The following is a 14,493-nucleotide window of genomic DNA, read 5'->3' as shown; positions in this document are numbered from 1 at the left end:
CGTGGCCGTAGCTCGGTCAATCTCACAAGGCTGGAATGGGATTACGGAGAAAGAGGCGGGAATTGCTGCGGTCGAAACGTAAATGAATCGTGGAACCCATTATTATCGCCTTCAAAAGGCCAAACGAAATTAGTCACTTATGGACCGAGCGGCTTCTTTTTTGCGAGTGCTGTGAGAGTTCGCGGGCTAAATCATGGACAAAGCAGCTTCAACCTTAGGTGACGACGTACTTGCAGCGTTCAAACGCGCATGCAAGGAAGGGGACACAATTGTGGCCGAGTCGCTGCTACAGGCCCTGGAAGCCATGGGCGCACGAGATGTTGAAGCGGAGTATCTGGAGCAGGCCTATTTGGAGTTGGCGCGTCAGGTTGAGAGCGAACCCCGACATTAGCCTCACAATGCTCGGCCGCGCTGTTTACCTAACTCCCACGTCGCCCGGCCATTCTCGATCGAGACCGACATGGATTCACCCAGCCGCTGCGCCAGTACCGGCCGCCATGGCACTAGCGTAAAACCCAGCCCATCGTCCAGCATGGCGTAGCGACCGCTGGCCAGCATTAGTGAACGCCGGTAGACGCCGGCGGCCTGGCCATCTTCGCCCAGCGGCTGATACGTCAGGCCCGTTTCCATGGCCAGCCGCTGAGCTACCGCTGCCACTTCCCGGTCACGCAGCGTATTGAGCAGTCCACGCGCAACGATGACGTGCAGCCCCTGACGTCGAGCCAGCCCCTCGCTTTCCAAGTGGGCCGCACGCGCCCGCATGGCCTCTCGCGCCTCGCCGCCGAAACCCTGTCCTGTCAGGTCTTTGCCGTTGTCGATCAGCTTGCGATCCAGCCAGGTTGCGCCCCGCGCGTCGATCTGGTTCGCCAGAGGCAGGTGCGAGCGTACCGTGATGTTGATGCCGTGGCGCATCTTCAGATCATGTTCCCGCCCCTGCTTGATGAGATCGTTTGGCACCTTCCAGGTTTCATCGTCCACACGCTCCACAATCTCGGCACGCCGCAGACTTTCGAGACGCATCACATGCGAGCGCACCATGGCTTCGGGACTGGGCAGGCGTTTCTGATCCTGACTGTCTTCACGCTGCGCTTGCCAGCGTTCGAGTTCGGCCAAGTGTTCGCCGGGTCGATATAGACCGCCCGCCGCTTGCTTGGCGATGTTTCTGTCGGCAGCGCTTTCCGGGATAGGCTGCACTTCTACGATGCCATTCGTCGGGAAGTCGGCCAGCACCATACCGGGCGGCAATGCTAGGTAATGCGCCCGGCCATCGGCCGCGTCGATGACGAGATAACCTTTGTCATACAGCTCATTGGCAAGCCCCTTGTCGGCAATGCGGCCGATGATGGGATGGCGCAGCGCTGGCCCGGATTCGATGACGTATTCGCGTGCCTGGTCGCGCATTGCCCGGTGCAAGGCGCGCAGAATGTCGCCGCGCTCGCCCAGGCTGCGTAACGTGGCCTCCAACTTTGCATCAAGCTGATAGCGGCCATCATCGTTCAAATGGGCCAAACCCATGCCGGTCAAATGCTGCAAGCGAGCGGCCAGCGCGTGCTGATAAGACGAGTCGCCGCGCAAGCCCGATGCACCTGTTGCCTCGGCGTCGACTGACAGGCGCAACAGTGACCGATCCAAGGTGGTGAACCGCTCTTGCTGGACTTCGCGCTGCAAGGTGTCGGCGATCTCGCGTTCCGTACGTGGCCCGAGCCACTCGGTGGCCAGCTCGGCAGCGCGCTCGCGCATGCCATGGCTCATATATTCCGGTGCAATGACTAGATCCTGCCCGTTATCGGCCCGTCCGCGCAGCACGATATGCGTATGCGGATTGTCGGTGTCCCAGTGATCGACGGCCACCCAATCCAGTCGGGTTTGCAGATCGACTTCCATGCGCTGCATGAAGGTGCGAGTGAAGGCGCGCAGATCGCCAATCTCCACAGCATCTTCACTGGAAAGTATGAATCGGAATTGGTGCCGGTCCTGCTGGCAGCGATCGGCGAAAGCTTGCGTATCGGCCGCGTCGGTTTGGGCGCCATAGGCCTGGCCGCGTTCGCCGTCGCGGGTGACGCCATCGCGCTCGATGTAGCGCAGGTGCGCGGCGATGGCATCCGAGCCGGGTTTGATCATCACGAAACGCGATTTGATGACGACGCGCCGGCTGCGCAGCGTCGGCGTGCGCCCTCTCAATCGAGCCGCGACCCGGCCCCGGCCGAACTGGCGGCCACGCATCGAGCGGCCGGCCGCCTGGCCTGTCTTGGCCACCTGACGGCGCACCAGCGACACAAAGCGTTCGCCGCCACCGCCGCGCTGGCGAGGCGCACCGGGCTGGGGCCGGAAACGATCGTCGTCAGGTTGCGCCATCGGCCACACTCCCGACAAGGCAAGCGCACACGAGCGCAGACAGCACACGGCGACGCCTGCACCCATGAGCCCAAGCGTCCTTCCACGGCACACGGTCCACCGACCCGCGTGTCGTCTCCCCACACGTGCAGACAAGGGTTTGCGGCCAACCACGTGCTGGCCCTTTTATCTTGCCCTCGCTGTCACCCTGCGCCCCTTGCCGCCGTCTTGGTGACGGGAATAGACTGGCGATCCGGTCGATGCCGGGTGCGCCGGGCGCGGGCGACGGCCACAGGCCGGGCCAGCCAGACGTAGACGGCGAGCCGCCGCGAGGGTAAGCGGTCTGCACGCCGGGGCGCAGCCATCTGGCCAAGCCGCTGACATGGCCACTGCGCCGAACACCGCATACGCGCCGCATAGCGCAGTGCAACCGGCGCGCAAAGTGACTGACCGACAACACGCCACTCATGGCGTGCCCCACACCCAGAGCGGCACGGCCACGCCGTAGGCGGCCGCGTGCGTAACGGGACCAAAATAGCGGCTGTCGAACGACGCCGGGTGCGTCGTGCCGAGCAAAAACCATTCGTGTATGGTCAATAGCCGGCAGCCTGGCCAGGCAGACATTGGCCGGCCCTGGCGGTCGTGTGTGAGCGTGCGCGTCACCACACGGCCATTGATGCGCACGATACCGTTGCGCACGCAGACATGATCGCCATAGCCAGCGGCGATCGGTTTGATCAGCGGCACGCCAGCTGGCAAGTAGCCGCGCTCGGCAGCCCGCCTCGCGGCATCGCCGGGCAAGCGCGTGAGGATGGTATCGCCCACACGCGGCGGCTGCGCATGGATAACATAGAAGCCGCGCGGCACGCTGTCGCTGGCGTTGTAGACTAGGCGGGGCGCGAATGTAGCAACCGGATCGCCGGACGCGGCGGCAGGCGCTACGGCACGCAGCAGGCCGGACGCCAAAATTGCCGCCAGACCGACCGTCGTGCTGGCCAGCACCGCTACGCGATAGCGCCAGGCGGGCCGGCACGCAACGCATGGCACATCAGACATCATTTACTCCCTGTAAAGTGCGACGCGCAAGGTAAGCGGCATGCCGCTCGGCCGTGTAGACCGGTGGCGCTTGCCGAGCCGCGAGCCGGTTGGCCACGGTGCGCCAGTAGGCGGGCGAAACCGTCACAGGTGCGATGCCGCCGACCTCGACGGCATCGATCAGCGCAAGCACGGTTTTGACCTGCCGCTTGCCATCAACGCGCAGCAAGAGACGCGCCCCGGGCACAACGCCCGAGATGCGTTGGACGGCATCAAGCGGTGTAGCCGCTTGCATCACCATCAGCGTCCAGGCCACGGTACCGTAGGCATTGGCGGCCCAGCTCACGCGGCAGCACACCGCGCCGGGCATGAAGATCGCCAGGCGCCGGTATGCATCCAGCCGCACGATGCGTTGCGGCGCGCCAAAGCGCAGCCGGATGCGTACGTGCCGACCTATGCTCGCCAGCGCCACGCGCGTCACGTACATGGCGGCACCGTCATGACGTGCGCTCCGGGAACTCGCGTTCCAATACGGTGCGCAGCATGGTGGCGGCGGTCACGCCATGCTGGAATGCGGCCACCTTGATGCGCCCGCGCAGCGCGGGCGTTACATCAATGGTCAGCCGTGCGCTGTAAACGGGCGCAGGCCCGTCGCCATGCTTTACCCAGGCAGTCGCGCCGCGTGGCGCGGGTCGCGTACCGATCATGGGACGCTCGCGGGACTCGCTCATCGCAGCGCCTTGCGCACTTGAGCGGCAAGCCGCGCGATCTCGCGAGCGGCCGCGCCACGGGCGTCGCGCTCGCGCACTAGCAAGCCGCCGGCCACGCTGTCCGCAAACGCAATGCGTTGACTTATCTCGACCGCCAGTGTCGGTAGGATCTGCTCTGCTAGTGCGGCACGCGCTTCGCGGCCGATGACGGTGCCCACGACGCGCCGGTTGATGACAAAGGCCGCCCGAAGCTGCGGGCGGTACAGGCGCGCTTCCTCGATGAGACGTACCATCTCCTGGCTGGCCCACACGTCATAGGCCGAGGGTTGCACAGGAATCAGCACGATATCGCAGGCCAGCAGCGCTGAGCGCGTGATGGCCGCCGTCCGCGGCGGGCCGTCGATCACGACAAAATCGGCGCTGCGCGCGATGTGCGGCACGTCAACATGCAAGGACTCGCGTGCCAGGCCGAAAACACCGTACAGGCGCTTGTGCCCGTTTTGTGCACGTCGCTCGGCCCAGCCCGAGGCCGAGCCTTGCGGATCGGCGTCGAGCAACGCGACGTTGAATCCCTCGCTGGCCAACTCCCCAGCCAGGTGTGTAGCCAGCGTCGTCTTGCCCGAGCCGCCTTTCTGGTTCAGTAGCGCAATGACTCGGCCAGTGTGAGGCCGACCGAGGTCGGCATCCAGCGCGCCGATAACGACCGGTAATGGCTCCGGTTGTCTACTGCTTTTAACGGCCTCGCATGGTTCACTGGTCAATTTTTGACCAAACAACCTCGCGCTAGTAGTCTTAGTTAGTCTTTTAGTTAGAGAGTTAGGAACGGCCCGGAGCGCCTTGATTGGCGCGGGTTTCAAGGCATCGCTGCGCCTGATAGCACGACTGTTTTGCGCCTGATAGCACGAACCGGATGCGCCCGATAGCACGAATGCATCCACAGGATGTTCACAGGGTTGCCCACAAGTTATCCACATGTTGATGTGCTCCGTTCACATCTCGCCACAGGGGCCGGCAAGTGGCCGGCTTGCGCAGGATGTCGGTAGAAGAACAACTGTTCGGCGCCACCCGCATATGCCACACGCAGGCGATAGCCCGGTAGCGTCTGGCGCTGAGCCAAACGACGGACGTCCAGCGCAAAGTCGGCATAGCGGGCATGGCTGCCGGATTTGACATAGAGGTGGCGCAGCTCGAAACGCCACCCCATGCGCTGGGCGCCGCCGTGCTTGCGCACCAGGCGGTACAGCCAGCGCTCGATGCCGCCGGTTAGCCGGAAGTAGCGCGGGTCGATACTCAGCACCAGCGCATTGCAAAGCACGCCGCTGTAGAACCAGTCGGGCAGGATCAGATCGAGACCCGCCGAGCGGCCATCGGCGTGAACGACTTCCTTCCATTCATTGATCCACGAGAACCGATGCAGACGCCGGCCATCGGCCTGACGCAGCGACGTGGCTACCGTGGTCGATTGCAGGCGATCAAGCGCCGCACGCAGGCGCCGGTAGTCGCGTGCGCCGGTGCCGCGCCCGGTGAAGGTCAGGATTTCGTGCGGGGTGGCCGCAATCAGCCGAGACGTTGGCAGTCCGCGGTCGCGGGCCGCGACGATCTGACTGGCCGCCCAGATCAAGATGTCCGCATCCCAGATTGTCGCCATGCCGTGTTCGGGGACGGCTTCGACCTGAATACGCACCGGCCCGGCCGTGAAGTCGATGGGCACCACACGGTGCGATTTCGACAACGAGAAGAACGGATAGGCCATGAGGTCCTGCGCATCGCGCGGACGCATGTCGCCCGGCAGCGCGCGAAACAGCGTGAGCTGATCGCGTTCGCTTGGCGGGAGTCGCCGCGCAGCCATGTCCGCTTCTCGTTGCGCGCCCAGCCGTTAACGGCCAGCGCGGTGTTCGAGGTATTCGGGGTCAGACGTCATGGCGTAGCTGTGATCGTCGGCCCACGCCTCCAGGTCGACGGCGGCATACAGCACGCGTCGGCCGAACTTACGAAAACGTGGGCCGCCGCCCAATACGCGCAGTTTTTCGAGCGTGCGCGGCGACAGACGCAGATAATCGGCCGCTTCGCTGTTGGTCAGATAGCGTGCCGAAGTTGCCGTCGGTACGGCGGTGAGTGCGGGCGTGGACGGTGCGGCAAGGACAGCGTGTGACGAGATCATGTTGCCTCCAGCAATGCGATGCGCACGCGGGACAATTCCCGCTGGCTGGAGACAGTCTGCGCAAGCCGAGGCAGGTGCGTAAGGGAGTATCTTCAGGGGGGCACATTTTTCTCCCCCTGATCGGACGCAAGCGAACTATTGGTCGAGGTCGTCCGGGGATAGCCCGGCCAGGTCCCGGTAGCCGCCACGCATCAGTGCGACGGCCCGCGCAAGGCTATGGCGCACCTGCGCCCGCAGGGCGCTGTCAGCATGCCAGTCGCGGCGCATGCGTTCGCGTCCGTACAGCACGTCGGCGATGCGACGCTGGGATGCGCCGGCCTGTACGCCATCGAGCGCCTGCAAGGCGTGCAGATGGTGTAGGTGGGCTTGGTCCACCTTGGCAGTGAGGGCGGCGCAGGGGATAGGCCGGACGGGACAGGCCCGGCGCGGCGCGAACCGGGCCGCGTGCAAGGTCAGCAGTGCCGCCTGGGCGTGTAGACGCGTATCAAGCGGCACGGCGCACAGCGCCGGGCGACCGTCGAGCACGCCCGGCCCAAGGCGCGCCCGCAGTGTCGTGCTTGGTACCGAAGCACGCACGCATAGCGCTGCCACGCCCGTCGGCAACACAATCACGTCTTTGGGACCGGGAATATGCCACAGGTCCAGGCCGGATTGCGCGGCATGATCATCCGCCTGGATGTGCAGGAGTGCCGACAGCCGGTTGTCCCAGACCGGATGCGCACGCCGTGCGTCAAGCTGTGGATCTTCCAGCAGCGCCAGCCCCCAGGGCCGGGTAACACTCACGGCCGCGGTACGACCGTAGCGGCGCCAACATGCGCGGTAGTCGGCATTACGGCGCAGATATTCCCAGGCGAGGCTCGCGGCATCGAGCCGCAACAGGTACAGATAAGCCGCCGTCGCCTGCCAGGGCGCGGCCCCAATGGTCATGACCATGGTCCTTCCTCCCGCTATAAGTCCCCCGACCCCGAACAGGATGTCGAGAAGTGACTCGCCGACGGCTTATTGTGGCCGCCAGCCAAAAGCGGTGGGAAGGCTCCCGCCAGGCGCTAGTCCTCGGTGTAAGCGCCTCGGGCGTGCGCCCGGGCGGCGTAATCCGACAGCGTACGCGCGGCTCTAAAACTTGCATCCACGGCCACGCGGTAGCCGTTCGGCCCGCGCATGGCTTCGAGTTCGTCCAAGCGGATATCGACCAGTTGCGGACAGCCCGTATTGGCATCGCACAAGGCGTGTAGCCGGCCCGGATCGTCGGGATAAGCAAAGGCCAGCAACCAGACCGCGCCCGCATCGGGCGTGTACAGCTTGACCACCGGCATGGGATCGAAGCCCGGATCGTTAGCGCGCCGCTGACCATGGGCCAGCAGTTGCGCCTGTTGAGCGTCAGTCAGCAGCGGCATAATGGCCTCCAAGCCACAAGCACAAAATGGGCAACGCACCAGCACGCCGAGCCGCGCCATCGACAATACGCAAAGCCGACTTTACGCGATATCGTAACGCCGCTTTTCCGTATTGGCGCAAATCCGCCAATACGGAAAAGCGGTTTCCCACCAATGTGCAAAACCGTGAATCCGTAAAACCGGCTGATATGGCCAGCACAATGAACACTATAGATTGTAGCTCTATAGGGCGCTGTCAGGTGTCATTCTTCATTTTGGGGATGACAGGCGGATGGCGGAACAATATGACATAGGCCAAGCCATCAAAACCGTACGCACGCTGCGTGGCTTGAGCCAAGAAGCGTTTTCGGACGTCTCCAGCCGGACCTATCTGAGCACGCTCGAACGCGGCCTGAAGAACCCTACGCTCAGCAAGCTGGCCGAGCTGTGCGAAGTCATGCAGATTCACCCGCTGACCTTAATGGCACTGGCTTATGTTGACGATGCAAGCCAGGCTAAAAGCTTGTTATCGCAGGTAGAGGGAGAACTGGGTATGGTCTGGCGAGCGACAAACCAAGCACCTTTGGACTAAAAAAGCCTAGGTTGATCGCCAGTCTCGGCCCGTTGCATGATTGGTCCAAGTTGGGTTACGCGAATCAGACGCTGCTCGGGATGGAGAGCAAGGTTAAGCATATCTCCCGCTACGAAACCTTGCTGTAAAAGTCTGGATACAAACTGCTTGAGGCGGCACGAGCCGCTAGGTAGGCGTGCGAACACTACCGGTTGCTCTGATCCTTGCAGAGTCACGTTTCCTTCTTCTGTAATGAGGTCGTCCAGCGCGCGCGGCACCTCCCAGACACGGGTTCTAACCATATACTCCGTGAGTTCGAAGGTGAAATGGTAGTAGCCATCTTTGTCACGCTCGCTGATTCGTGCCGATTTGCTCGCGTCGCCACCAACGGTTCTCTGTGCCTCGCGCAGAGACGCGGGATTCAAGGTGGCTCCCCGCAACGCAAAGACGCCTCGATCTAATTGGCGATAAATGGGAGAACTATTGAGACTGACATGCAGTGCCATCAGCTTCACCTTGCCTGTCTTGACCAGTTCGGTGACGAGGGTATGGCGAGAGATGATGTTGCCGTTATCTCGCATTAGGCTATAGACCGCAAGCTCCGCATCGGACAACACCGTTTCGACGGGAACAGGTTTGTCGAGCAAGAAATCGTCCGACTGCACGTTCTTTAGTCCTTTCACCCGACGCAACACTTCGACGACAATCTGTAGCGGTGGCTCAATGAGATAAGGCCGCAGTTGCTCCGGTGGATAGTAACCACGGCGCGCACGAATAAAGCTGGCCAGAATCTCCTCTGCATCGACTCGACGGCCGGAGACCGCTAGCACTTTTAGAGCGATCGTCACCAAACGGTTTTCGTTACCCTCGCCGAACCAAAACCAGCCATCCCTTTCTGAAAGCCACTCAAAGCCTGGCACCATACGACAGCCTTGCATGGCTTCGTCTGGTGTGAGGCCCGTTCCCGTAATTTCACTTGCAGCGCCCGCAACAAACATGGCTTGCGCAGCACCGCAGCTTCGAATTAGTCGCAACGCCGCATCGCGTGCGGCGCGAATACGGGTTACATCATGGGTTGCGGGATCGATGACTGTAGGTGACCATAGATAGGCCATATCAGCTGGCCGATCCGTTAACGCAACGATATTACGCCCGAGAATTTCACGGCAAAACCGACTGACGCTCTCAATAGACAAGCGCTCTCCGAGTCGGCCTCGCAGTTGAGTATCCACTGCGTCCATCGTTGCCGGTAACAACGGACGGATTTCGTCGGCAAGCCTGTCAATATGCGGGGTAAGAAGCTGCATTCGTGCCGAACGCTCCACCATCTTTTCCACGATCTGGCGGATACGTTCGCGAGTCAGACCATAGCGATCCCCGATGACTTGCAAGGTCGTGTGCGCTTCTCCGTCGACACCATATCGCAGCGCAAAGATGTCCGCTAACCGCTGTTCAGTCGGCGAGAGTTCGTGATGGAGAACAGTTCGACGCGCGAAAGACGCGCGGCAAAGCCATGTCCCAGCAGTACGAATTTCGGCTGCCACACTATCGGCCGTTCTTGCCTCAATGATTTGAGTCACAGCCTCCTTCGAAGGAGCTGGCGTTTCGATGTCTATCCGGCGCAACCATCCTGCGGGGACGCCCAACGCCTCTTCCCATTTATTCTCAAACTCGACTTTGGGTTTAAGTGGCAGCACACGCTCCCAGTTGGCAAGAAGATAGGTTGCGATACCGATTCGCAAGGCAATTTCCTGACGGCTTAGTTCAAGTGCGACTCGCCTAGCCAGTGCTCGTTGGCCAAGCACGATTCGTTCTTCCTCTGTCGCCTTGCGATTCGCAAATGAATCCACGAATTTTGCAGATTCGACCTGATCTGCCGGAATAGGCAAGATCCCTGTGCCATGGGCCAACCACTCCGGCGAGACTTGAAGCACTTGCGCAACAGCCTCAAGGTACTGTTTTTCAGCAGCAGGGCCAAATTGCTTTTCCCAGAAACGATAGCGCACGGCGGGAATGCCTAATCTTTCGGCAACGAAACGGCATGTCAGTTTAAGATTCTTACGACGCGAACGCAGGCGCGCCGCCATTTCAAAAGCGCGGACGGTAAGCCGTGAACGGCCACTTGCAGAAGAAGGACGGGAGTTCAAAGCGTCCATATTCCGATAGTAACGGAATGTGAAGCACGCCCGGCGAACCGGGCGTGCGGGCGAACCCTAGTTCGCCTTCGCTGGACGCGACCAGATGAGGTCGAAATCGCCGGCCTCGTTCCCGATCAGCCGGGCGTAGATGGTGGCCGGGAACGACGGATCATCGAGCGTGACCGACAGATAGGAACGGTCCTGTTTGGAGACCTTGCGCCATGCCGCGCCGATCTCGTAGCTGCCCACCACGATGCGGTAGTCGGGCGACTTGTCGCTGTCCTTGTCGGCCGGAACGAACTTGACTTTGACGTTCAAGGTCAAGGTGCGCACCGTGCCGGTGTAGCCGTTGTCCTGAGCGGTGAAGGTGCCGATGTTAGCCATGATGACTCTCCTGAAGTTTCAAGTCCGCGCCCATCGCGTCCTTGTGTGATTCCGATCAGGCGCAGGTCGGGCGCGGTGCACCCCTTGGGGCGGGAACGCCAGTGGACGACCGGTAGGCACGGCGATTTTGACTCGCGAGGAAGGCGCGGCACGCGCAGGGGAAAATCGTTGTGACAGCCGGTTGCACCGCACAAGCCCGAGGCGGCCCGGTGAGGTTTGCCGGGCCGCCGTGCCGGAGCCAGGATTCACAACAACAAGGCCGCCTTGGGACGGACGGTACGCAAGAGTCTTCATGGCTGGCTCGGTCAATGTCATGACGGTGCAGCGGCGCGCGGTGTGATGCCTGGGCATGTCGAGTGATCCGTCCGGGATTTGCGATAAGGTGTCGGTGCGGTGTGATGGGTACATCGGCGCGGCATGGCGCAAGGTCGACGGTCGCTCCCATCGCTGGGCGCTGAGGTGCCCTCGCCGGCACGCCTACGCAATAGGATCGAGTACGGCCGGCTCCTACACAACCGATCTGGTCGCATTCCAGCGTAGCGGCGGATTCGCCTGCCCGGTTCGCCGGGCGTGTTCATTACCTCACGTGGTCTATCTGCCGATGCGCGACTGGTTGCGTTTGTCGCCGCTCTGCGGCGCGTACTGGGCCGCGTCCAGGCCGACGCGGCCCTGGCCGTTGCCCGCTCGCGCCTGAGCCTACAGGCGCGAGCGGGCGCGGTTTGTACGGCCCCCGATGGACGGGCAAATCGTCGGCACAAAAAACGCCCGCCGCTCATGACCTCACAACGGCGGGCGATGCCGCATCCGCCTGACGGCGCGAACCTGCGCCGCCAAGGCCCATGCGTATCGGACGCGTTTACACTGATGTGCGCAGCATGTCAGGCAACCATGCCGCCGCCGTGGCGTACCGCTCGGCTTCTGCGGCCATCTGCGGCTTCTTGTAGCCGCCCACGCGGTTCACTTCCGAGGGTTTGAAGGTCTGCAATCCCGCCAGAATGTGGGGTTTGGAGACATGATTGAAGTACGCTTGGGCAGTGGGTTGCCAATAAGTGCTCATGTCCAGCGCCACGGCTTGCGCCAATGCGTCAGCGTGGGTGTCGTGTTCGCTGCGTACCACGGCATCAACCGTGCCTGCCACGCACACCGCCAACAGCGCCAGCACATCGGCCCGCTTCATCTGGCGCACGGCGTCGAACAACTCGTCCTCGCGGGCAGGCAGGCGTTCACGCCATGCGGTGCGCAGCGCAGCGAACTCGCCTGCCGCCTTGCTCTCGGCCAGTTCCGGCGCATGGTGTGTCAAACCATCCTGCGGTTGCGCAGCGATTTGCAGCAGGCTGTCGCCGCCGTGATAGAACACGGTCAACGCCAGTCGATGCACCAACGCGGCCAGTGCCACCTCGGGCTTTTTCGCCAGCGTGGCTTGCAGCGCGGCGGTTCGGTGTGCGCTCAGGTTGCGCACCAGCCGTTCGGACAGCGTTTTGGCAGGTGGCGCGTCGGCGGCGTCGCTCTGGCTGTCTGGCTCACCGTCGCCGCTGCTGGGGTGTTTGGCGTGGCTGGGGGATTCGATGGCCTTGGCGTCCTCCGGGCGCAGCAAGCCGCGATGAACGAGGACTTGCCCATCGTGATCGAGGGTCACCACCGCGCCGGATGCCGCCATCGTTTCAGGCGCGTAGGCCAGCAAATCGGCATAGAGCGCGTCCAGCGCTTCGCCCACGCGGTCGCCTTCCTCGTAGAGCGTAGCGGCGGCATCTTCGTCCTCGGCGTCTTCGGCGGCATGCAGCGCTTGCTCAATGGCTGCCTGCCGCGCTTGCAGCTTGGCAAGGCGTTTGGCTTGCCGGGCGGTGGGCTGGCGCTCGATCTGCGGGGCGCGGCGAAACGCGGCCAGTTCGCTGTAGCCGAACACGGCCACCGCTTCAACCCATTTCCACCCCTCGGCGCGAACGTCTGCGGCCAGCGCTTCCAGCTTGTCTGCCGCCAACCGCGCCAGCAGATCCGCATCGGTGAGATACACGCCATCGCCGTCTTGGGCGAACAAATCGCGCCGGATGCCACCGCCTGCCGCCGTATAGGCGTCCACGCCCACAAAATGCGCCAAGGGGCTACGCGCCGCGTCCACGTCGCCTTGCGTGAGCCGCCGACGCAGCGCGTAAGGCTCGCGCTCATAGGGTGGCGCATCGAAGTACGCGGCGTCCTGCGCCTTGTGGTCCTCGGTCAGCGTCAGCACCATCAATTGCTCCAGCGTGACATCGCCTTGGCGGTACGCCGCCATCAGGCGCGGAGAGATGCGGGCCAGTTTCAGGCGGCGCTGCACTACCAGCGGCGTCACGCCAAAATCGGCCGCAATATCCTCGATAGGCCGCCCCTCGTTGACCATCGCCAGAAACGCCTCGAACTGATCAGCCGGGTGCATTGCTTCGCGCTGCACGTTCTCAGTCAGGCTGACGGTGATGGCGCGGGCATCGGGCACGACCAAGCACGGAATGGTCTGCTCGCGGGCCATGCGTTTTTTCTTGGCCAGCAGGCGCAATGCGGCCCAACGCCGAGCGCCTGCCACGACGTCGAACGTTTTGCCGTCCGCATGCGGTACGACGATCAGGTTTTGCAGCAGGCCCACGCGCTCGATGCTATCGGCCAGGGCATCGACCGGCCCGGCGGTCTTGCGCACATTGCGCTGGGACAGGCGCAAGCGCGAGAGCGCGATAAAGCGCAGTTCAGCCGCCGGGGCCTGCGGCTGGGGCGACACGCCTTCATCCGTCTGGACGGCGGCTTGAACGTGGTCGAGCACGGTGTGCGCTTGCTGTGCCGCGTCTTGCGATACCTTGTCACTGACGGCTTGCACGGCGGTGGTTTCAGAGAAAATCGTGGTGTTCATGATGCGCTCCTTGCGTAAGAGAAGCCCGGGGGTGAGTTCCCATCTGGGCACGTAGGGCCGGAGTGGCCCTTCGTGCCCATGGCCACCACGCGGCATGTCCCGGGAGCGCACCGTCAAGGGGACAAAGCGCACGGCCCTGGCGCGGCCCGCAGCGCAGCGAGGACACGGGGGCCGGACGCGACCCTTGACGGATGCGCCCCAGACATGCCAGGCAAGCGCCGCCCGGCGCGCGCAGGCGTCCCTAACCGCCGTGTTACCCGTCAAAAACGTCGCCATCGACCCCATGAAAGGAAGTCAGACGGGCATCGCCCGCCTTCGGCACAACCGGCTAGAGCTGCCCGCGCTGCGCCATCGACACCACCGTGGTGCCGGCGACAATGAAGTGATCGAGCAGCCGCACATCAATGAGCGCCAAGGCCTGCTGCACGGCCTGGGTCAATTGCCTATCCGCCTGACTGGCTTCGGCCAGACCCGACGGATGGTTGTGGGCCATCATGAGTCCGGCCGCATTATGCCGTAGGGCCAGCTTGAGGATTTCGCGCGGATAAACGGGCGCCTGGCTCAAGGTGCCGCGAAATGGCTCCAGGTATGTGATCAACCGCAATTGCACATCGAGCAGCATCAACGCGCACACCTCGTGTTCCAGGCCCGCCAGACGCAACTGCAGAAATGCCTTAGCTTTATCGGGATTGCTCAGATCCTCGCCATGTAACGTGTCGATCGACACCAGCTCACGCGCCACGGCCAGAATCTCGGCCCGCTGGGCCGGGCGCATCGCGCCATCGGCCTCGCGCACCAGCAGCGTATTACTCGGGTTGATCGGACTATCGACGAAAAGGGAATATTGCTGCATGACTGCCTCCGGTTCGGAATCGGGCGGAATTGCCCGGGAAACCGGCAAGGGCACGGCGCCGC

At 63.0% G+C, this 14,493-nt stretch carries 15 protein-coding genes; 2 read left to right on the top strand and 13 right to left on the bottom strand.

What is annotated here, in order from left to right; genetic code table 11:
- Positions 1–193 precede the first annotated feature (193 nt).
- Positions 194–391 carry a hypothetical protein gene (locus tag J2P76_RS09355; protein ID WP_041863205.1) on the top strand — a complete coding sequence of 66 codons (198 nt, stop codon included), beginning with the start codon at positions 194–196 and terminating at the stop codon, positions 389–391.
- Positions 392–393: 2 nt separating this feature from the next.
- Here J2P76_RS09355 and J2P76_RS09350 read toward each other — a convergent pair whose 3' ends face one another.
- The 9 genes from J2P76_RS09350 to J2P76_RS09310 all read right to left on the bottom strand — a co-directional run bounded on the left by J2P76_RS09350 (position 394) and on the right by J2P76_RS09310 (position 7,634).
- Positions 394–2,355, bottom strand: coding sequence for a relaxase/mobilization nuclease domain-containing protein (locus J2P76_RS09350; protein WP_012251397.1), 1,962 nt, complete (start codon positions 2,353–2,355; stop codon positions 394–396).
- Between the two features lie 444 nt (positions 2,356–2,799).
- A complete protein-coding gene (locus J2P76_RS09345) occupies positions 2,800–3,393 on the bottom strand; it encodes a S26 family signal peptidase (protein ID WP_242697331.1) in 594 nt (197 codons plus the stop codon).
- On the bottom strand, positions 3,383–3,856 hold the full coding sequence (locus J2P76_RS09340; protein WP_012251395.1) for a DUF2840 domain-containing protein: 474 nt from the start codon (positions 3,854–3,856) through the stop codon (positions 3,383–3,385). The genes J2P76_RS09345 and J2P76_RS09340 overlap by 11 nt, the downstream gene beginning before the upstream one ends.
- Before the next feature lie 10 nt (positions 3,857–3,866).
- Positions 3,867–4,100 (bottom strand): hypothetical protein, encoded by a 234-nt coding sequence (locus tag J2P76_RS09335; RefSeq protein ID WP_041863204.1) that lies wholly within the window; start codon positions 4,098–4,100, stop codon positions 3,867–3,869.
- Positions 4,097–4,768 carry a ParA family partition ATPase gene (parA, locus tag J2P76_RS09330; RefSeq protein ID WP_050978357.1) on the bottom strand — a complete coding sequence of 224 codons (672 nt, stop codon included), beginning with the start codon at positions 4,766–4,768 and terminating at the stop codon, positions 4,097–4,099. The genes J2P76_RS09335 and parA overlap by 4 nt, the downstream gene beginning before the upstream one ends.
- Before the next feature lie 275 nt (positions 4,769–5,043).
- Positions 5,044–5,928, bottom strand: coding sequence for a replication initiator protein A (locus tag J2P76_RS09325; RefSeq protein ID WP_012251393.1), 885 nt, complete (start codon positions 5,926–5,928; stop codon positions 5,044–5,046).
- Positions 5,929–5,955: 27 nt separating this feature from the next.
- Entirely contained in the window at positions 5,956–6,240 is a 285-nt protein-coding gene (locus tag J2P76_RS09320; RefSeq protein ID WP_012251392.1) for a helix-turn-helix domain-containing protein, read from the bottom strand.
- A 135-nt stretch (positions 6,241–6,375) separates the two neighbouring features.
- Positions 6,376–7,173: a DUF2285 domain-containing protein gene (locus J2P76_RS09315; RefSeq protein WP_012251391.1), complete on the bottom strand. Its 798-nt coding sequence runs from the start codon at positions 7,171–7,173 to the stop codon at positions 6,376–6,378.
- Positions 7,174–7,286: 113 nt separating this feature from the next.
- A complete protein-coding gene (locus J2P76_RS09310) occupies positions 7,287–7,634 on the bottom strand; it encodes a DUF2958 domain-containing protein (protein WP_012251390.1) in 348 nt (115 codons plus the stop codon).
- A 271-nt stretch (positions 7,635–7,905) separates the two neighbouring features.
- On the opposite strand from J2P76_RS09310, the gene J2P76_RS09305 reads away from it, so the two are divergent.
- Positions 7,906–8,205 carry a helix-turn-helix domain-containing protein gene (locus J2P76_RS09305; RefSeq protein ID WP_012251389.1) on the top strand — a complete coding sequence of 100 codons (300 nt, stop codon included), beginning with the start codon at positions 7,906–7,908 and terminating at the stop codon, positions 8,203–8,205.
- Here J2P76_RS09305 and J2P76_RS09300 read toward each other — a convergent pair.
- From J2P76_RS09300 to J2P76_RS09285, 4 genes are all read right to left on the bottom strand, one after another.
- The gene (locus J2P76_RS09300) at positions 8,202–10,340 is read right to left on the bottom strand and encodes a sigma factor-like helix-turn-helix DNA-binding protein (RefSeq protein WP_081483038.1); all 2,139 of its coding nucleotides are present in this window, start codon (positions 10,338–10,340) and stop codon (positions 8,202–8,204) included. The genes J2P76_RS09305 and J2P76_RS09300 overlap by 4 nt on opposite strands.
- Before the next feature lie 57 nt (positions 10,341–10,397).
- The gene (locus J2P76_RS09295; protein ID WP_012251387.1) at positions 10,398–10,706 is read right to left on the bottom strand and encodes a DUF736 domain-containing protein; all 309 of its coding nucleotides are present in this window, start codon (positions 10,704–10,706) and stop codon (positions 10,398–10,400) included.
- An 856-nt stretch (positions 10,707–11,562) separates the two neighbouring features.
- The gene (locus J2P76_RS09290; RefSeq protein WP_158310099.1) at positions 11,563–13,578 is read right to left on the bottom strand and encodes a ParB/RepB/Spo0J family partition protein; all 2,016 of its coding nucleotides are present in this window, start codon (positions 13,576–13,578) and stop codon (positions 11,563–11,565) included.
- Positions 13,579–13,906: 328 nt separating this feature from the next.
- The gene (locus J2P76_RS09285) at positions 13,907–14,431 is read right to left on the bottom strand and encodes a JAB domain-containing protein (RefSeq protein WP_012251385.1); all 525 of its coding nucleotides are present in this window, start codon (positions 14,429–14,431) and stop codon (positions 13,907–13,909) included.
- Between the last annotated feature and the right edge of the window lie 62 nt (positions 14,432–14,493).

Origin of the sequence: Bordetella petrii, from assembly GCF_017356245.1 — a bacterium.
Classification (GTDB): Bacteria; Pseudomonadota; Gammaproteobacteria; order Burkholderiales; family Burkholderiaceae_B; genus Bordetella_A; species Bordetella_A petrii_D.
The sequence above is the reverse complement of the archived record's forward strand: the minus strand, read 5'-3'. Positions and strand labels throughout refer to the sequence as shown.